16 protein-coding genes are annotated in these 18,022 nt (G+C 73.1%); 9 read left to right on the top strand and 7 right to left on the bottom strand.

Going from position 1 to position 18,022, the window contains the following annotated elements; genetic code table 11:
• Positions 1-76 precede the first annotated feature (76 nt).
• Complete coding sequence (locus ABZ848_RS03305) at positions 77-661, bottom strand: hypothetical protein (protein ID WP_360824456.1); 585 nt, start codon at positions 659-661, stop codon at positions 77-79.
• A 281-nt stretch (positions 662-942) separates the two neighbouring features.
• Here ABZ848_RS03305 and ABZ848_RS03300 point away from each other — a divergent pair, with 281 nt between their 5' ends.
• The 4 genes from ABZ848_RS03300 to ABZ848_RS03285 all read left to right on the top strand — a co-directional run bounded on the left by ABZ848_RS03300 (position 943) and on the right by ABZ848_RS03285 (position 4,822).
• On the top strand, positions 943-2,028 hold the full coding sequence (locus ABZ848_RS03300; RefSeq protein ID WP_360824453.1) for an exo-alpha-sialidase: 1,086 nt from the start codon (positions 943-945) through the stop codon (positions 2,026-2,028).
• Positions 2,029-2,100: 72 nt separating this feature from the next.
• Positions 2,101-2,778, top strand: a complete 678-nt coding sequence (locus ABZ848_RS03295; protein ID WP_360824451.1) for a uracil-DNA glycosylase — start codon at positions 2,101-2,103, stop codon at positions 2,776-2,778.
• Positions 2,775-3,779, top strand: coding sequence for a BadF/BadG/BcrA/BcrD ATPase family protein (locus ABZ848_RS03290; RefSeq protein ID WP_360824448.1), 1,005 nt, complete (start codon positions 2,775-2,777; stop codon positions 3,777-3,779). The genes ABZ848_RS03295 and ABZ848_RS03290 overlap by 4 nt, the downstream gene beginning before the upstream one ends.
• A 119-nt stretch (positions 3,780-3,898) precedes the next feature.
• Positions 3,899-4,822 (top strand): hypothetical protein, encoded by a 924-nt coding sequence (locus ABZ848_RS03285; protein WP_360824445.1) that lies wholly within the window; start codon positions 3,899-3,901, stop codon positions 4,820-4,822.
• Between the two features lie 83 nt (positions 4,823-4,905).
• Here the strand turns inward: ABZ848_RS03285 and ABZ848_RS03280 are convergent, their stop codons facing one another.
• Both ABZ848_RS03280 and ABZ848_RS03275 read right to left on the bottom strand, forming a co-directional pair.
• Positions 4,906-5,940, bottom strand: a complete 1,035-nt coding sequence (locus ABZ848_RS03280) for a lactonase family protein (protein ID WP_360824443.1) — start codon at positions 5,938-5,940, stop codon at positions 4,906-4,908.
• Between the two features lie 118 nt (positions 5,941-6,058).
• Entirely contained in the window at positions 6,059-7,555 is a 1,497-nt protein-coding gene (locus ABZ848_RS03275; protein ID WP_360824440.1) for an FUSC family protein, read from the bottom strand.
• Between the two features lie 200 nt (positions 7,556-7,755).
• Between ABZ848_RS03275 and ABZ848_RS03270 the strand changes: the two genes are divergently transcribed.
• Positions 7,756-8,232, top strand: coding sequence for an Lrp/AsnC family transcriptional regulator (locus tag ABZ848_RS03270; protein WP_360824437.1), 477 nt, complete (start codon positions 7,756-7,758; stop codon positions 8,230-8,232).
• A gap of 41 nt (positions 8,233-8,273) precedes the next feature.
• Complete coding sequence (locus ABZ848_RS03265; protein WP_360824434.1) at positions 8,274-8,969, top strand: HAD family phosphatase; 696 nt, start codon at positions 8,274-8,276, stop codon at positions 8,967-8,969.
• Here the strand turns inward: ABZ848_RS03265 and ABZ848_RS03260 are convergent.
• The 3 genes from ABZ848_RS03260 to ABZ848_RS03250 all read right to left on the bottom strand — a co-directional run bounded on the left by ABZ848_RS03260 (position 8,933) and on the right by ABZ848_RS03250 (position 14,445).
• Positions 8,933-10,207: an NADH:flavin oxidoreductase/NADH oxidase family protein gene (locus ABZ848_RS03260; RefSeq protein WP_360824432.1), complete on the bottom strand. Its 1,275-nt coding sequence runs from the start codon at positions 10,205-10,207 to the stop codon at positions 8,933-8,935. The two genes, ABZ848_RS03265 and ABZ848_RS03260, sit on opposite strands and share 37 nt — an antisense overlap.
• A 143-nt stretch (positions 10,208-10,350) precedes the next feature.
• Entirely contained in the window at positions 10,351-11,739 is a 1,389-nt protein-coding gene (locus ABZ848_RS03255; RefSeq protein ID WP_360824429.1) for an FAD-binding oxidoreductase, read from the bottom strand.
• Between the two features lie 105 nt (positions 11,740-11,844).
• Positions 11,845-14,445: an AAA family ATPase gene (locus tag ABZ848_RS03250; protein WP_360824426.1), complete on the bottom strand. Its 2,601-nt coding sequence runs from the start codon at positions 14,443-14,445 to the stop codon at positions 11,845-11,847.
• A gap of 155 nt (positions 14,446-14,600) precedes the next feature.
• On the opposite strand from ABZ848_RS03250, the gene glnA reads away from it, so the two are divergent.
• The 3 genes from glnA to ABZ848_RS03235 all read left to right on the top strand — a co-directional run bounded on the left by glnA (position 14,601) and on the right by ABZ848_RS03235 (position 16,997).
• Complete coding sequence (gene glnA / locus ABZ848_RS03245) at positions 14,601-16,010, top strand: type I glutamate--ammonia ligase (RefSeq protein ID WP_360824423.1); 1,410 nt, start codon at positions 14,601-14,603, stop codon at positions 16,008-16,010.
• Between the two features lie 195 nt (positions 16,011-16,205).
• Positions 16,206-16,661: an SRPBCC family protein gene (locus ABZ848_RS03240; RefSeq protein WP_360824420.1), complete on the top strand. Its 456-nt coding sequence runs from the start codon at positions 16,206-16,208 to the stop codon at positions 16,659-16,661.
• A 6-nt stretch (positions 16,662-16,667) separates the two neighbouring features.
• Complete coding sequence (locus ABZ848_RS03235) at positions 16,668-16,997, top strand: TfoX/Sxy family protein (protein ID WP_360824417.1); 330 nt, start codon at positions 16,668-16,670, stop codon at positions 16,995-16,997.
• A 227-nt stretch (positions 16,998-17,224) separates the two neighbouring features.
• Here the strand turns inward: ABZ848_RS03235 and ABZ848_RS03230 are convergent, their stop codons facing one another.
• Positions 17,225-18,004, bottom strand: coding sequence for a LysR family substrate-binding domain-containing protein (locus tag ABZ848_RS03230; RefSeq protein ID WP_360824414.1), 780 nt, complete (start codon positions 18,002-18,004; stop codon positions 17,225-17,227).
• Positions 18,005-18,022 lie beyond the last annotated feature (18 nt).

Here is an 18,022-nt window from a genome sequence, read left to right as displayed (position 1 = left end):
CTGGAGGGCCCGGACATCGATGCCGGAAGCCCTCCGGGCCGTCTCCCGCCGTAGGCCTTCAGGCCGTCCCCCGCCGTCAGCCCGTCTTGCGTCCCCACAGCGGGTCGAAGCGGGCCCACTCCGTGTCCCACCGGTCGAGGCGGCGGCGCTCCATGCGTCCGCACAGCACACGGCCGCCGACGAAAGGCACGGCCGCCGCGCTCACGCCGACCAGGCAGCCGATCAGCGAGGCCCTCAGGTGGGCCTGGGACACGGAGGCCGGCCTGGTCACCAGGCGGCCCTGCGGATCCGTCCAGACGGCGACGGCGGTGCCTGCCGCGCTGCCCGGACGCACGCGGACCTGGCCGGTGTGGCTGGTGCCGTTCGGCGCGGTCCAGCGGACCGTCCCCCATACCTGGTCACCGCTGGAGGTGGTGGACTGCTTGGAGGCCGTTCCCGGGGCCTTCTCGGTGAGCCGTGCCTCGACGCGGCGCCACTCGACGCGCTCGCGGGCCAGCCCGTGCTCGACGGACTGGGTGGCGGCCAGACCGGCCAGCACCCCCGCGAGGACGGTGACCACCCAGGCACCCAGCACCACCCAGGCCTCCACCGCGTCGGCGCGACGTTTGAGCGGGTTGCGCCGCCAGCGCCACAGCCACACCTTCGGACCACGGAACGCCATCTACGGCATCCTCCTCATGAGCACAGGACCATCCCCGACCTCCATCCCATACGGGCGAAGGTCCCCGGATGCTCAGGCCAGTCCCCGGACTCGACGGTCGCACGAGTACCCCAGTCCGCGCAGGCGACTTTGCAAACCTGCCGGGCGCAGCGCCCCGTCATGCCGACGCCCCGGCTCTGACCTGCGAAGACGTCCACTCCGGAGGTGACTGTCAGTGGCGGGGTGCAGACTGGCCGGTGGCTGGGACAGAGCCACAGAAAAACACCGCGGAGGTGATCGGCATGACCGAGGTACTGCTCGCCGTGGGCACGCGCAAAGGCCTGTTCATCGGGCGTCGGCGCGGGGGCAGCTGGGAGTTCGACGAGAGTCCGTACTTCAACGCGCAGGCCATGTACTCGGTGGCCATCGACACCCGCGGCGACCGGCCGCGGCTGCTGGCCGGGGGTGACAGTTCCCACTGGGGTCCGTCCGTGTTCCACTCCGACGACCTGGGCCGGACCTGGACCGAACCGCAGCAGCCGGCCGTCAAGTTCCCCAAGGACACGGGCGCTTCGCTGGAGCGGGTGTGGCAGCTGCATCCGGCGGCCGCCGAGCCGGACGTGGTGTACGCGGGCACGGAGCCGGCCGCGCTGTACCGCTCGGAGGACCGCGGGGAGACCTTCGAGCTGGTCCGCCCGCTGTGGGAGCACCCCACGCGCTCCAAGTGGGTGCCGGGCGGCGGCGGTGAGGGGCTGCACACCGTGGTCACCGACAAGCGCGACCCGCGGGCCGTGACGGTCGCGGTCTCGACGGCCGGCGTCTTCAGGACCACGGACGGCGGCGCGAGCTGGGCGCCCTCCAACTCCGGTGTCTCCGCGGTGTTCCTGCCGGATCCGAACCCGGAGTTCGGGCAGTGCGTGCACAAGGTCGCCCAGGACGCCGCGACCCCCGACCGGCTGTATCTGCAGAACCACTGGGGCGTGTACAGAAGCGACGACGCGGGCACGCACTGGACCGACATCGGCGAAGGCCTGCCGTCCACGTTCGGCTTCGCGGCGGCCACGCACCCCCACCGCGGCGAGACGGCCTACCTGTTCCCGATCAACGCCGACGCGGACCGGGTGCCCGCCGACCACCGCTGCCGGGTCTTCCGCACGGCGGACGCGGGCAAGAGCTGGGAGCCCCTGTCAGCGGGCCTGCCCTCCGAGGACCACTACGGCACGGTGCTGCGGGACGCGATGTGCACGGACGACGCCGACCCGGCGGGCGTGTACTTCGGCAACCGCAACGGCGAGGTGTTCGCCTCGGCCGACGACGGCGACAGCTGGCAGCAGTTGGCGTCGCATCTGCCGGACGTGCTGTGTGTGCGGGCCGCGGTGGTGGGATGAGCGCGACGGGGGGAGCGGACGGCCTTGGCCACCGGTTGATGTCCGCTGCCTGTACGGCAGTAGGGTGACGCCGTGGCACCACGACCGTTGCATGAAATCGTCGAAGCGGGCTGGGCTCAGGCCCTGGAACCGGTAGCCGGACGGATCGCCGAGATGGGCGACTTCCTGCGCGCGGAGATCGCCGCGGGACGCACCTATCTCCCGGCCGGACCGAATGTCCTGAGAGCCTTCCAGCAGCCCTTCGACGACGTACGGGTCCTGATCGTCGGCCAGGACCCGTATCCGACACCGGGGCACGCGGTGGGGCTGTCGTTCTCGGTGGCGCCGGACGTGCGACCGCTGCCCGGCAGCCTCGTCAACATCTACCGGGAGCTGAACTCCGACCTGGGCCTGCCCCAGCCGTCCAACGGCGACCTGACACCCTGGACGCGGCAGGGCGTGCTGTTGCTCAACAGGGCGCTCACGACGGCTCCGCGCAAACCGGGCGCCCACCGGGACAAGGGCTGGGAGGCGGTCACCGAACAGGCGATACGCGCGCTCGCCACACGCGGCAAGCCCCTGGTGTCCATCCTGTGGGGCCGCGACGCCCGCAACGCGCGCCCGCTCCTCGGCAACCTCCCGTCGGTGGAGTCGGCCCACCCCTCCCCCATGTCGGCCGACCGCGGCTTCTTCGGCTCCCGCCCCTTCAGCCGGGCCAACGACCTGCTGATCGGCCAGGGCGGCCAGCCGGTGGACTGGCGCCTGCCGTGACCGAAGGGACCACCAGCGGCCGGGGTCCCGGCGCTCCCGGTGTTCTCGCCGTCGACTCCGGTGGTTCCGGGCTGCGTGTCGTCGTCGCCACCGCTGGGCGGTCCGCGTTGGCCCAGCGTGAGTCGTCGCAGCCGGTGCGCACCGGGACGCGCGGGATCGACCCCGGCCATCTCATGGAGCAACTGGTGCCCATGGTGCGGGTGTTGCTGGCCGAGAGCGGGGTGACGGAGTTGCGGGCGGCGGCCGTCGGGGCCGCCGGGCTGGCCACGCTGGGGGACGGACTGCGTGCCGAGCTTCCGGGCGCGCTGGGACGGGAGTTCGGGGTCCGGGCGGTCGCTCTCGCCGCCGACGCCGTCACCGCGTACTCCGGGGCGCTCGGCGCGCATCCCGGCGCCGTGGTCGCCGGTGGCACCGGGCTCATCGCCATCGGCACCGATCTCACCAGGTGGCGTCGCGCGGACGGTTGGGGTCATCTGCTCGGCGACTGCGGAGGTGGCGCCTGGATCGGGCGGGCCGGGCTGGAGGCCGCGGTGCGTGCCTTCGACGGTCGGCCCGGTGGATCGGAGGCGCTGCTGGCCCGCGCCGAGAAAGAGTTCGGCCCCATGACCGGGCTGCCCGGTCAGTTGTATCCGCGCCCGGACCGGCCCGCCGTCCTCGCCACTTTCGCGCCCGAAGTCGCCGTCTGCGCCGAGGACGATCCCGTCGCCGCGGGCATCCTGCGCGAGGCCGCCCGGCACATGGCCGAGTCCGCCGCCGCGGTCTGCCCCGCGGAGGGCGAGCCCCTGGTCGCCTTCACCGGCGGCCTGTTCAAGATGGGCGAGCCGCTCCTCGTACCGCTGGAGGCGGAGTTGGCGAGAGTTCTGCCACATGCCCGGCGGGTGCCGGCCGCGGGCGATCCCCTTGCAGGTGCACTGCGCATCGCGGCCGACCTCGCCACGGGCACGCTCACCCTGCCGGGTGACGCGGCGATGCTGTCCGTGGTGACCCCAAAGGGGGACTGATGCCCTCCCCGCGATCACTTCCGATCTGTACGTAACTCATCAGACAAAAGCGGACGGATACCGCTCACCTGCACCCTCCCCGAACAGGGGAGCCCAGGAAGCCAGTAACATGCGTCGCCATGAGCTCCCCCACTGGGCCCGCGTCCGGCCTGCCAGTACGAATGCCGCGACCTCGCCAGCCCGGGCGGCACCGCCGACCCGAGCCCCTGGCGGCTCCCGAGGGCGCGCCCGCGCTCGTCCTCGCGGTGCCGGGCACTCCCGGCACCGCCACGCGCAGCCTCGCCGAGGAGGTCGTGAGCATCGCCCGCTCCGAGCTCCCCGGCCTCGACGCGCGCATCGGGTACCTGGACGGGGACGACGCGGAGTTCCCCACGCTCCAGACCGTGCTCGCCCACGCCGCCGAGGAGCGCACGGCCCGCTTCGAGCAGGCCAAGGCCGCCGGCCTCGACGTCAAGGAGCCGGACGGCCCCGTCGCGGTCGTGGTGCCGCTGCTCGCCGGTCCGGACAGCGCGCTGCTGCGCCGTATCCGCCAGGCGGTCATGGAGAGCCGCGTCGCGGCCGACCTGACCGATGTGCTGGGTCCGCACCCGCTGCTCGCCGAGGCCCTGCACGTGCGGCTGTCGGAGGCCGGTCTGGCCCGCGCCGACCGTGCCCGGCTGTTCACCGTGGCGACCGCGGCGGACGGGATCATCCTGGCCTCCGTGGGCGGCGACGAGGCGGTGCAGGCGGCCGGGATCACCGGCATGCTGCTCGCCGCGCGCCTGGCCGTGCCGGTGATGGCGGCGGCCCTGGACCAGGACGGAGCGATCGCGTCCGTGGCCGAACAGCTGCGCGCCTCGGGCTCGCAGCAGCTGGCCCTGGCGCCGTACCTGATAGGGCCGGAGATCGACCCGGGCCTGATCGAGGAGGCGGCCAAGGAGGCGGGCTGCTCCGCCGCCGAGGCGCTCGGCCCCTACCCGGCGATCGGCAAGCTCGCCCTCGCCAAGTACACGACGGCGCTGGGCATCGCCCCGCAGCAGCCGCAGGGCGCGCCGGTCCGCTGACGCGCACGGCACGGCCGTAGGAATGCCGAAGGGCCCGCTCCGACGAACTCCGGAGCCGGGCCCTTCGGCGTACGCGCCGCGGGTCAGTCGAAGACGATGCAGGACGCGGCCGGGACCTCGATCACGCCCTCGTAGCGCGGCAGGCCCGTGGCCGGGTCCAGGGCGAACCAGGTGACCTCGCCGGAGCGCTCGTTCGCGACGTACAGGAAACCGTCCGTCTCGGCGATCGCCCGGGGCCAGCGGCCGCCGCAGGGGACGGTGCCGACCAGGTGGAGGTCCTCGCCCTCGACGGCGAACGTGGACAGGACGTCCTCGCCACGCGTGGCGGTCCACACGAAGCGGCCGTCGGGCGAGGCGACGATGCCCGACGGGTAGGCGTCGCCGGCCGGGGCGCCGGGCAGCACCTGGGTCTCGGTGAGCGGCTTCAGGGTGCCGCTGTCGGCGTCCCAGCGGCAGACGGTGACGGTCGGGGTGAGCTCGTTGACGACGTACGCGCGCGTGCCGTCCGGGTGGAAGGCCAGGTGGCGGGGTCCGGAGCCGGGACGCAGGGCGGTCTCCCGGTGCACGGCGAGGCCGCCGTCGGTCAGGGTGCACACGCGCACCGAGTCCGTCCCGAGGTCGACGCTGACCGCCCACCGCCCGCTCGGGTCCGGCTGCACCTGATGGGCGTGCGGGCCCTGCTGGCGGCGCGTGTGCGGGCCCGAGCCGGTGTGCCGGAGCACCGCGGAGGCGGCGTCGGCGAGGCCGCCGTCGGGGCGGACGGGGACGGCGCTGACGCTGCCGGAGCCGTAGTTGGCGGTCAGGACGTGACCGGCGAAGAGGCTGAGGTGAGTGGGCTCCTGACCGCCGACGGGCACGGACGCCCCGGCGCGCTCCAGCCGGTCCCCCGTCGCCCGGTACGCGGCCACCGCACCCTCGGCCGTCTCGCTCACCGCGTAGAGGGTGCCGCCGTCCGGCGCGAGCACCAGGTACGACGGATCGGGTACGCCGTCCACGCTGCTCAGGACGGTCAGCGCACCGCTGCCCCCGGCCACCGCCGCCGTCACGATCCCGGGCCCTCCGGCCGCCGTGAACGACCCGATGAAGGCCCGCCGTCGCAGTCCGCCGCCGTCCGTCACTGCTGTCCCCTCTCGATCTCTCCGCCGTCGGGGGTGACGGTAGCAGTCGATCAAGCGAGGTCTAGACCAGAAGCGGCGAATTCACCGAACGGTCGCCGTCGACACCGCCCGGCCGGCTTCAGGCCCCCACCAGCGGCGAGCCCGACGGCGTCCGCAGGGGCGCCGCCAGCTCCGCCAGGGCCCGCTCCAGGCCGTGCAGATGGGCCAGGGCCGGGGCCGTCGTGGGGAGTTCAGGGGTTACGGCGGTGAGCTCGTCGCGGCCGTCGCCGGTCAGGGCCTCCACCGCCGCCTCCACGCGCCAGCAGGCCGCGGCGAGGCGGGCGTCGTGCGAGGCCTCCTCGTCGGCGGCGACGGCGACCAGGCCGCGGATCTCGCGGGCGCAGTCATCGAGCAGGGCCAGCACCCGGCGGGCCCGGCGCTTGCGGCCGAGCATGGGGTTGAGCGGGTGCACGAGGGGCGCGACGGAGAGGCGTACACGGCCCAGGAGTTGCTCCAGCTCGGCCACGCGCCCCGCCGGGTCGGCGTCCGCGGCACCGGCGAGCCTGGCCGCCGCCTCCGCCGTGCACGCGCGCACACAGCGCAGGGCGCGCTGGATCCACGCGTCGGTGGTGGTGTGCGTGGTGACCGGCAGGACGAACAGCACGGCGAGGGCAGCACCGAGCGCGCCGACGCCGGTCTCCGCGAGGCGCAGGGCGAGCAGGCCGGGGGTGAGCACGCCCAGCAGCCCGTAGAGGAGCTCGGCGAGCAGCGTCACGCACAGCATCATCCAGGTGTACGAGACGGCGGCCGAGTAGAAGATCCCGAAGACGCAGACGGCGAGGAGGACGACCGTGGGCAGGCCCGCTCCGTTCACCGGGACGGCGACGAGCAGGCCGAGGCCGATGCCGATCACCGTGCCGAGGACCCGGCGGAAGCCGCGGACGAGGGTCTCGCCGCGCGAGGCGGTGTTGACGAAGATCCACCAGGTGGCGCCGACGGCCCAGTACCAGCGGTGGCCGGAGACCAACTGACCCACGACCAGGGCGAATCCCGCGCCGGCGGTCGCCTGGACGGCCTGGCGGGTGGTCACGCGGGCCAGGCCGTGACCGGTCGGCGGGGCCGGTACGGGAGCGGGCGGGAGCTGGGCCTCGTAGCACCAGAGGCCGAAGCGGACGGCCGCCGTGGTGAGCAGGGAGAGGATCACGGCGGCGTACAGCTCGGGCAGCCGCTCGGCCGTCGCGTGCAGGAACTGGGCGACGAAGAAGGTCATGAACGCGAAGACGCCGAGGCTGTGGCCGCGCGGCCCCCAGCGGCGCGCGTACACGCCCGCGCCGATGATCGCGAGGAAGGTCAGGTCGCGGGCGACCGGGTGGTCGTGCAGGCCGGCCGCGGCGGCCAGCACCGGGAGGCCGACGGCGGGCAGCAGGGCGGTGGTGACGGCCTGCCCGCGCACCGTGGCGTCCGTGACGGTGAACAGCGCGAGCAGCGCGGCCAGCCCGCCGGTGACCGCGCCGACGAGGGACAGCCCGGCCAGCGCGCAGACGGCGACCGCGAGCCCGATGCCGAGGACCGCCCGCGCGGCGAAGCGCAGCCGCAGCCGCCCCGGATCCGGCGCCACGAACACCCTCTTGAGCACTGCAGCTCGCCCCCTCTTGGACAACGGCATGAAAAAGGCGCCGCGGGGTCCGCAGCGCCATCGACTCGCACATTGCAGCATCAGGAGGGAAGCCGGCTCAAGCGGCACCCGATAGGCTGGACCATTGGCACAGACATTTCGGTCTCTGGTCGTCCAGGAGCGAGCCAACGGACCACGAACGCACGAGGAGGCCGCGCACCATGGCCGTGGACGAGCTCGACACCCGCATCCTGCGGCTGCTCCTTGAGCAGCCCCGCACCAGCGTGCGCGAGTACGCCCGCGTCCTCGGCGTCGCCCGCGGCACCCTGCAGGCCCGGCTCGACCGCCTGGAGCGTGACGGCGTGATCACCGGAACCGGCCCGACGCTGTCCCCCGCCGCGCTCGGCCACCCGGTGCTCGCGTTCGTGCACATCGAGGTCACCCAGGGCCACCTGGACGACGTGGGGGACGCGCTGGCCGCCGTACCGGAGATCGTCGAGGCGTTCTCGATCACGGGCGGCGGGGATCTGCTGACCCGGGTCGTGGCGCGCGACAACGCCCATCTGGAGGACGTGATCCAGAAGCTGATCAGCCTGCCCGGGGTCGTCCGCACCCGCACCGAGGTGGCCCTGCGCGAGCGGGTGCCGCAGCGGCTGCTGCCGCTGGTCGAGTCGATCGGCCGCGCGGCCCGCAAGTGACCTCCGCCAGGCCCGTGCGTGTTCTTTGCCATGCTGGGGACATGAACAGGCTCGGTGGAATCTCGGTCGTCTTCGATCTCGACGGAACGCTCGTGGACAGCGAGCCGAACTACTACGAGGCGGGCCGGCTGACCCTCGCCGAGCACGGTGTCCCGGACTTCACCTGGGCCGAGCACGAGCGGTACGTCGGCGTGAGCACGCGGGAGACGGCCGCCCTGTGGAAGCGGGAGTACGGCCTGGCCGCCTCCGTCTCCGAGCTTCTGGCCGCCACCGACCGCCGCTATCTGGAACTGGCCCGCACGGCCACGCGCGCGTACCCGGAGATGCGGAAGTTCGTGGAGCTGCTCGCGACCGAGGGCGTACCTATGGCCGTGGCCTCGGGCAGCTCCCCCGAAGCCATCGAGGCGATCCTGGCGGGTACGGGACTGAGCGCGTACCTGCGCACGGTCGTGTCCGCCGACGAGGTCCCCCGGGGCAAGCCCGCTCCGGACGTCTTCCTGGAAGCGGCCCGGCGGCTCGGCGCCGATCCCGCCGACTGCGTGGTCCTGGAGGACGCGGCCCCCGGCGCCGCCGCCGCGCACGCCGCCGGGATGCGCTGCATCGCGATCCCGTACGTCCCCGCACAGGCCGACGCACCGGAGTTCGCGACGGCTGACCTGCTGCTGCCGGGCGGCCAGGGGGAGTTCACGGCGCGGGGAGCCTACGAGTGGCTGGTGCGGTCGGCCGCGGGGGCCTGAGCCCGGCGCGGCTGGTTCAGCCAGGTGCGGTACCGGCGCAGGGCGCGGAAGTAGGCCAGTTGGTCCGATACGAGCGCGTACGCGGGATGGGTGCCCAGGGACGGTTCGGCTCCGCGGGCCAGGCGGTGGAGCTGGCGGCGGACCAGGGCCAGGCCGGCGGCCGAGGCGAGGAGCTTGTCGGACCAGGTCGCCATCTTCAACCTGCCGTCCGCTTCCCGGCCTTGGCGCCAGCGGTGGGGCAGGTCGGGCGTGGCCGCGAGGGCCGTGCCGAGGCCGATCAGGGCGACGCCGCCGGCGAGGACCCGCTCGGCCGTCTCCCGCCGGGTGATGCCGCCGGTCAGCATCAGCGGGAGGGGGCTGGTCTCCACGAGTTCCGTGGCCAGGTCGAGGAAGTAGGCCTCGCGTGCCTCGGTGCGCTCGTCGGCCCAGCGCTCGGCCATCACGGGGCTTTCGAAGCTGCCTCCGGACAGCTCCACGAGGTCGACGCCGAGCGGTTCGAGCAGGGCGATCACGCGCCGTGCCTCGTCGGCGTCGAAGCCGCCGCGCTGGAAGTCGGCGGAGTTGAGCTTCACAGCCACGGCGAACGTCGGCGACACCACGGCACGTATCGCCCGCACGGTGTCGAGCAGCAGCCGGGCGCGGTTCTCCAGCGGCCCGCCCCAGCGGTCGGTGCGCCGGTTGGCCAGCGGTGAGAGGAACTGGGAAAGCAGGTATCCGTGCGCGGCGTGGACTTCCACGCCGTCGAAGCCGGCCTCCTCGGCGCGCGCCGCCGTCACCGCGAACCGCTCGACCGTGGCGGCGATCTGCTCCTCCGTCATCGCGACCGGCCGCCCGAACCGCTTGCTGTGCCGGCCCGCCTCGACGCCCACCGCCGAGGGTCCCCATACGACTCCGGGCATCTCGGCCTGCATCTGCCGGCCGGGATGGTTGATCTGCATCCACAGCGCCGCACCCCCGGCCTTGCCGGCCTCGGCCCAGCGCACGAAGGGCTCCAGGGGTGAGGTCTCGTCGAGGACGACGCCGCCGGGCCCGGTCAGCGCCTCGGCGTGCACCATGACGTTGCCGGTGATCAGCAGGCCTGCGCCGCCTCGGCCCCAGCGCCGGTACAGCGACGGCAGCCGCTCGTCGGGCAGTTGAGCACGGCCGGCCATGCCCTCCTCCATGGCCGCCTTGGCGATCCGGTTGGACAGGACCGGCCCGGAGCGCAACTCCAGTGGGGAGAAAAGGTCATCGGGCACGGCGCCCTCCTGCCGAACGGTCGAATGTGAGCGCCGATCACCTTAGGCAGGCGAGGTGAGCGGCCTCAACATCCGCGTGTGGGCAGGGGGTTGGCGGTGCCCCGTCCCCCGCCCGGGGCACCGCCTCTTCGAAGGACCGTCGGTCAGCTCGGCCGGATGTTCTGGTTGAGCCGGAACACGTTCTCCGGGTCGAGTTCCGCCTTGATGCGGGCCAGCCGCTCGTAGTTGCCGCGGTAGCTGGCGCGGACGCGCTCCTGGCCCTCGTCCATCATCATGTTCACGTAGGCGCCGCCCGCCGAGTACGGGTGCAGGGCGTCGGAGTAGTCGACCGCCCAGCGCTTGATCAGCTCGGCGTTGGCCGGGTCGGGGTCGACGCCGGCGTAGACGGTCGACCAGGTGGCGCCCCGGTAGCCCCAGGGGGTCTCGTCGGGGCCCACGTCGTGGGCGGCGCCGTCGATCGGGTAGAGGTGCATGGTCGACTGGACGGTCGGCACCTCGGCGCCGAACTTGGCGTGCAGCTGGACGGCCTCGTCGGAGATCTCGTCGACGAAGTCGGCACGCCAGTACCACTGGTGGCCCGGCGGGTAGAGCCCGTCGAACATGGACTGCAGGTCCGGGTGCGGCATCGGCCCGGCGGCGTGCAGCATCGGCTCCGGCAGTGCGTCGAGCAGCGGGGCCATCTCGCGGGCGGCGGCCGCGCTGTCGTCGCCGGTGTAGCACCACACCACGCCGGCCGTCTTGCGCAGTTGGATCTCCTCGGGGAACGGCGGGGCCGGCGGGACCGTGCCGTACAGGAAGAAGGCGTTGAGTTCGCGGGGTGCGTTCGGGAGGAAGTCCCGGTAGGCGGTGAGGACGTCGGCGCTGATCTCGACGGGCCAGAAGGTCGGCCCGGCGACGACCGTGTCGATCTTGTGCAGCCGGAACAGGAACGACGTGACGACGCCGAAGTTGCCGCCGCCTCCGCGGAGCGCCCAGAACAGGTCGGCGTTCTCCTCGGCGCTCGCGCGCACCTGGCGTCCGTCGGCGAGGACGACGTCGGCTTCCAGGATGTTGTCGATGGTCAGTCCGCACTTGCGGGTGAGGTGGCCGAGCCCGCCGCCGGTGGCGATGCCGCCGACGCCGGTGGTGGAGACGATGCCGCTGGGCGTGGCCAGGCCGTAGGTGTTGGTGGCGCGGTCCACCTCGCCCCAGACGCAGCCACCGCCGACGCGGACGGTGCGGGCCTCCGGGTCGACGCGGACCTCCTTCAGGGGTGAGAGGTCGGCGACCACTCCCCCGTCGACGGTGCCCATGCCGGCCCCGTGGTGGCCGCCGCCTCGGATGGCGAGGGGCAGGTCGTGTGCGCGGGCGAAGCCGATCACGCGGGCGACGGCGTCCGCGTCGGCGCAGCGCGCGACGAGGGCGGGACGCCGGTCGATCATCGCGTTGTAGACGGCGCGGGCCTCCTCGTAGCCGGAGTCCTCCGGGGAGATCAACTCCCCGGTGAAGTCCGTCAGTTCCCGTCGTGCCGCCTGGGCGATAGTGCTGGACATGCGGTATCCCCCGTTTGTTCGGAGTTCGGGCCGATCCGCACGTTCTACTCGTGTTGCGCGAGTGCGGGCATCCGTGCGCATCACCTAGCTCGGCCCCCTGGGTACCTACGTTTCACGTCCGGGCAGCAGTCCCAGCTGCTCGGCACGGACGGCGGCGTGGCGCCGGGAGGGCGCGTCGAGTTTGTCGAGGACCGCTCGTACGTGGTTGTCGACGGTACGGACGGACACGACGAGCCGGGCGGCGATCTCGGCGTTGGTCAGGCCTTCGGCGAGCAGCCGCATGACCTGGAGCTGGCGTTCGGTGAGACCGGCCGGGTTGCCGCGGGTCGCCGCGAGCGGGCCGCGCGGGATGCGCCGTACACCGAGCCGGCGCAGTTCGGTGCGGACGAGGCGGGCCAGCGGTTCGGCGTCGAGGGCGTCGAGTTCGGCGAGGGCGGCGAGCTTGTCGGCCGGGTGCGGGCTCTCGGCGACGGCGGCGGCGTGCTCGTAGGGGCAGCCGGCGTCCTGCCAGAGCGCGGCGGCCTCCCGCCAGCAGCCGCGGGCCTGGAGGGCGTACGGATGACCGGAGTCCTCGATCGGGACGGGCTGACCGGCCTTCGCGAGCCAGTACCCGAGCTCGGCACGGTAGGGCACGCCCGTCAGGTGCCGCGCCTCGGCGTACACCGGGGCGACGGCCTCGATCACGGCCGCGTGGTCGCCGCGCAGCCAGGCCGCCTCCGCGAGTGCGGCGGCGACGGGCCCGGTGCGCTGGAGTTCCCTCGTCCGTACGGCGATCTCCTGGGCCTCGGCCAGGAGTTCACCGGCGCCGGGGCGGCCGCAGCGGGTGCGGACGCGGGCGAGGACGGTCAGGGCGGGGCAGCGGGCGGGCAGGAAGTCGTGGATGCCGAACTCGGCGTGCCGCTCGGCGTCCTCCCAGTCGGCGGCGGCGAGCCGGCGTATCGCCAGTTCGACGTGGAGGTAGGTGAGGAAGCCGAGGTGTTCGGCGCGGTCGGCCAGGTCCATGGCCGGGGGCAGATAGCGGTCGGCCTCGGCGTACTGGAGGTTGTCGAGCAGGGTCCAGATGAGGTTGGCGTAGGCGCGGCAGGCGTGTTCGACCTCGCCGGCGCCGAGGGCGACGTCGAGGCTCTCCTCCAGCTGCTTGCGCCCGCTGGGGTCGCCGCCCCGCCAGCGGGCGTTGCCCTGGTTGTTGAGGGCGTGCGAGAGGATCGCCGCGTCCTCGGTCTTCCGGGCCAGCGCGATGGCGCGCTCGGCGTGTTCGACGGCCTCGGGGTAGCGGTCGGACAGCATGCGCAGCTGTGCGATGTTGCTGACGGCGAGGGCCAGCAGCCGGTCGTCGCCCGCGTGCTCCAGGACGGTGACGGCCTCGCGGGCGGCATCCTGGGCCTCGTCGGCGTCGCCGGCCCACCAATGGATGCGGGACAGCCAGCGCAGGTCGGCGCCGAGCGCGAGGGTGTCGCCGAGCGAGCGGCGCAGCGCGACCGCCTCGCGCTGGGCGGCGACGGCGGCGGCCGAGTCGGCGATGGTGTAGCTCTCCACGGCGTAGCGTTCGAGCAGGTCGGCGAGGTCGGGCGGCCCGTAGCGGCCGCGTTGCCGCAGTACGAGCCGGAGCTGGGCGGCGGCCTCGCGGTGGGCGCCGGCGGATGCGGCGTCGCGGGCTGCGTCGGGGCCGTAGCGGGCGATGGCGTCCTGGTCGCCGGCCTGGGCGGCGTGGTGGACGATGCGGGCGGCGTCGGAGCCGGGGCGGGCGACGAGCGCGGCGAGGACGTTGCGGTCGAGGTCGATGCGCCGGGCGGCGGGCACGGAGTCGGCGACGGCCCGGCGGATCAGCTCGTGCCGGAACGCCACCCGCTCCGGGGTCACCGTCAGCAGCCCCCGCTGCTCGGCCTCGACTAGCGGGGCGACACAGCCCTGGAGCAGTACGTCGACCAGCGGGCGCTCGACCGCCGAGGGGACGACGGCCAGCTGCTCCAGCGCGTCGACGGTGACGGGTTCGAGCCCGCGCAGCCGTGCGAGTACGGCGTCCACGACCGTCGGGGGCACGCCCCCGGTGCCGCCCGCGGCCAGCACCTCGGCGACGAAGAAGGGGTTGCCGGACGTCACCTCGTACACCTGCGCCGGGTCGAGCCGGCCGGCTCCGCTCAGTGTGCGTACGGCGTCCAGGGAGAGCCGGGCCAGGGGCATCCGGTGCACGCGGGGCGCGCGGGACACCTGGCCGAGGAGGTGGCGCAGGGGGTGGCCGCTGCTCAGCTCGTCGTCGCGGTAGGTGAGGACGAGCAGCGCGGGCAGCCGCTCCATGCGGCGGACCAGGAAGCGCAGGGCGTCCAGGGAGGCCTCGTCGGCCCAGTGGACGTCCTCGACGACGAGTACTGCGGGATGCGGAGTCACCGCCAGCTCACCGTGCAGCGCCTCGTAGACGCGGTGACGGTCGCCACCCTCGGTCACGGCGCGGGCCAGCTCGGCGCCGACGCTGCCGACCAGGTCGCGGAACGGGCCGAGGGGCCGCCGGGTGGCGAGGTCGTCGCACTGGCCGACGAGCACCCGGGCCTGCTCGGGCAGCCGCTCCGGCATGGCTCTCACCAGGCTCGACTTGCCGATTCCCGCCTCGCCGAAGACGAGCACCACCGAACCGGCACCGGCCGCCGCCTCGCGTGCGGCCGTGGCCAGTCGCGCCAGTTCGGGCTCACGTTCGAGGATCCCCCGGTCCACGCGGCCGATTGTGCCACCCGAAGCGGCGCGGACCACCCGAAAGCGACCACCCCCTCGCGAGCTGCCGTCCCGGGCCGCCGGCCGCCTTCCCGGGTCCGGGCCCGGTGCCTACAGTGCACAGCAGGGCACGCCCCGCCACACGGACGGTGAGTCGGATGTTCCAGAACACCGAGGAAGCCAGGAAGTTCATCGCGGACGAGGACGTGAAGTTCGTGGACGTCCGCTTCTGCGACGTACCGGGCATCATGCAGCACTTCACGGTGCCGGTGGGGATCTTCGACCCGGACGGTGAACTCGCCTTCGACGGCTCGTCGATCCGCGGTTTCCAGGCCATCCACGAGTCCGACATGGCCCTGCGCGTTGACCTCCAGACAGCCCGCCTGGATCCGTTCCGCAAGGACACGACCCTGATCGTCAACTTCTTCATACACGACCCGGTGACCGGCGAGCAGTACAGCCGCGACCCGCGCAACGTGGCGAAGAAGGCGGAGACGTACCTGGTCTCGACGGGGATCGCGGACGCGGCCTACTTCGGCCCGGAGGCGGAGTTCTACGTCTTCGACTCGGCCCGCTTCGAGACGAAGACCAACGAGGCCTTCTACCACGTCGACTCGGAGGCGGGTGCCTGGAACACCGGGGCGCTGGAGGACAACCGCGGCTACAAGGTCCGTTACAAGGGCGGCTACTTCCCGGCCCCGCCGGTCGACCACTTCGCAGACCTGCGCGCGGAGATGACCCTCGAACTGATCAAGGCCGGCATCCTGGTGGAGAAGCAGCACCACGAGGTCGGTACGGCGGGCCAGGCCGAGATCAACTACCGGTTCAACACCCTGCTGCACGCGGCCGACGACCTGCAGCTGTACAAGTACGTCATCAAGAACGTCGCGTGGCGCAACGGCAAGACCGCCACCTTCATGCCCAAGCCGATCTTCGGCGACAACGGCTCCGGCATGCACACCCACCAGTCCCTCTGGCAGGGCGGCGCCCCGCTCTTCTACGACGAGGAGGGCTATGCCGGTCTGTCGGAGTCCGCCCGCCACTACATCGGCGGCCTCCTCAGGCACGCGCCGTCGCTGCTCGCCTTCACCAACCCGACGGTGAACTCGTACCACCGCCTGGTCCCCGGCTTCGAGGCCCCGGTCAACCTGGTCTACTCCCAGCGCAACCGCTCGGCCTGCATCCGCATCCCGATCACCGGCGCCGACCCGCGGGCGAAGCGGCTGGAGTTCCGCGCCCCGGACCCGTCCTGCAACCCGTACCTGGCGTTCTCGGCGATGCTCCTGGCGGGCCTGGACGGCATCAAGAACAAGACGGAACCGCCGGAGCCGGTGGACAAGGACCTCTACGAACTCGCCCCGGAGGAGCACGCTAGCGTCCCGCAGGTGCCGACCGATCTGCCGTCCGTGCTGGACGCACTGGAGGCGGACCACGAGTACCTCCTCCAAGGCGATGTCTTCACGTCCGACCTGATCGGGACCTGGATCGGCCTGAAGCGGACGAACGAGATCGCGCCTCTCCAACTCCGTCCGCATCCACACGAGTTCGAGCTCTACTTCGACGTGTAGCCGGGCAGCGCGTTACGACGTGAACCGGCTGCTCCAGGTCTTCCGTGCCAACGCCGGGCTGCCCACCGGTGACTACGGCGTGGGAGGCGACCTTCGTGTCCTGAGCAGGCCGCCGTCGTCCCGGCGGCGCGCGTTCGCGGGCGGAACGCGGGATCCTGGCCGTATCGGCACCCACACGGCGAAGGCGGACTCACGATGAGCATCGACGTGACCGCGGAACGCGTGCTTCCGGTGTCGCCCGAGCGGGTGGCCGAGTATGCGATGGACTGGCGTCACGACGCCGAGTGGACGCAGGGCATCCGTACGGCGGAGCTGACCCGGGAGGCGGACGGAGGCGGCTTCGGCGTCGGCGCCGAGGTCACCCGCACGGCGTACTTCCTGGGCCGGCGCATCGACTACGTGCTGCGGGTGGACGCGTACGACTTCCCGCGCCTGCTCGACATGGTGTCGGTGGCCGGGCCGATGCCCATGCACGTCACCTACGCCTTCGAGCCGCACCCCGGCGGCGGCACCCTCGCCCGCATCCGGGTCCAGGGAGGCTCGGGCGGCTTCTACCGGGTGGCGGGGCCGCTGCTCGCCCGCCAGGTCCGCTCCTCGATCCGCAAGGACCTGCGCGACCTGGAACACAGACTCACCCAACGCACGGATTGAGGGCTCATGGCGTACGACGAAGGACTCGCGGAGCGGATCCGGCAGCGGCTGGGCGGGGATCCGGACGTCGCGGAGAAGCGGATGTTCGGCGGGATCGCCTTCCTGCTGCGCGGCAACATGGCCGTCGGAGTGACCGGCGACGACCTGATGGTCCGGGTCGGCCCGGACGCGACGGACGCGGCGCTGGCGCGACCCGGGGCACGGCTGTTCGACATGACCGGGCGCCCGATGCGGGGCTGGGTGGTCGTCACGGGCTCCGCCGTGTCCGAGGACGAGACGCTGGGTGAGTGGATCGAGGAGGGGTACGGCTTCGCGGCTGGGCTGCCGCCGAAGTGAGATCCTGCGCCGCCGTGGGCGAGGACGCCGGGCGAGGCCAGGGACACGGGTGGGGGCGAGCGATCGGCCGGGGCCGGGACACCGGTGGGGCGAGAGCGATCGGCGGGGGCCGGGGCCGGAGACACGGGTGCGGGCGACAGCGGTCGGTCGGGGCCGGGAAGAATCCGTCGCCGGGCCGGCACTATCGACGGCGTCCGGGGGACGATCGATCCGCGTGCGGAGTATCGCTAGGAGCGGCGGCGTGGTTTGCCCCGTTTGGCGCTCTTCGGTGCGCCCCCGCCGCCCCGAGCGCCGCCCCGCCCCGCCGCCTTCGCCGGCGTCGCCTTCCCGGGCGTCTGCTTGCGGCGGGTTCCCGCCTTGTCCGTCGACTTCTCCTTCGGCTGGGCCTCCTCCGCCTTGCGGCCCCGGGAGCTGTTGACGGTGCGGCCGCGGACGATGCCGATGAAGTCCTCGACCATGTCCGTGGTCGCCTCTTCGGGCCAGGACAGGGCGACACCGGACTGGGGGGCGTCCACGACCGGGCGGTAGGTGAGGTCCCTGCGGTGGTGGAGGCGGGCCAGGGACTGGGGGACGACGAGGAGGCCCACGCCGGCCGCCACCAACTCGATCGCGTCCTCCGTGGTGGCCGGGCGCTCGAAGGCGGGCTCGCCGGGCGGGGCGTCCCAGTCGAAGACGTCGTCCAGCGGGTGGAAGAGCACCTCGTCGGCCAGGTCGGCGACCGTGACCTCCTCCGCCGCGGTGATCACGTGATCCTTGGGGACCACGACCACCGTCGTCTCGGTGTAGAGCGGGATCGCGCTGAAGAACGTACGGTCGACGGGAAGCCGTACCAGACCCGCGTCCGCCTCACCACCGCGCAGCACCTCGGGCGCCTGCGCCGCCGTCACGGCGACGAGGGTCAGCGGGATGTCGGGCAGGCGCTCGTTCCAGATCCGCACCCACTTGGCGGGAGTCGTCCCCGGAACGTACGCAAGCCGGAACGTCGGGGATGCTTCCGAGCCTGTCACCCCGCCAGGTTACCGTCC

It is taken from the genome of Streptomyces sp. NPDC047081 (genome assembly GCF_040643775.1).
Classification (GTDB): domain Bacteria; phylum Actinomycetota; class Actinomycetes; order Streptomycetales; family Streptomycetaceae; genus Streptomyces.
This window is presented reverse-complemented; position numbering and strand designations above follow the sequence as displayed.

Excerpts from the sequence above, each read along its gene's own strand:
- ABZ848_RS03255 (WP_360824429.1), bottom strand. The coding sequence starts at position 11,739 with ATGTCCAGCACTATCGCCCAGGCGGCACGACGGGAACTGACGGACTTC.
- ABZ848_RS03270 (WP_360824437.1), top strand. The coding sequence starts at position 7,756 with ATGGCCGTGGACGAGCTCGACACCCGCATCCTGCGGCTGCTCCTTGAG.
- ABZ848_RS03300 (WP_360824453.1), top strand. The coding sequence starts at position 943 with ATGACCGAGGTACTGCTCGCCGTGGGCACGCGCAAAGGCCTGTTCATC.
- ABZ848_RS03240 (WP_360824420.1), top strand. The coding sequence starts at position 16,206 with ATGAGCATCGACGTGACCGCGGAACGCGTGCTTCCGGTGTCGCCCGAG.
- glnA (WP_360824423.1), top strand. The coding sequence starts at position 14,601 with ATGTTCCAGAACACCGAGGAAGCCAGGAAGTTCATCGCGGACGAGGAC.
- ABZ848_RS03285 (WP_360824445.1), top strand. The coding sequence starts at position 3,899 with ATGAGCTCCCCCACTGGGCCCGCGTCCGGCCTGCCAGTACGAATGCCG.
- ABZ848_RS03265 (WP_360824434.1), top strand. The coding sequence starts at position 8,274 with ATGAACAGGCTCGGTGGAATCTCGGTCGTCTTCGATCTCGACGGAACG.
- ABZ848_RS03305 (WP_360824456.1), bottom strand. The coding sequence starts at position 661 with ATGGCGTTCCGTGGTCCGAAGGTGTGGCTGTGGCGCTGGCGGCGCAAC.
- ABZ848_RS03235 (WP_360824417.1), top strand. The coding sequence starts at position 16,668 with ATGGCGTACGACGAAGGACTCGCGGAGCGGATCCGGCAGCGGCTGGGC.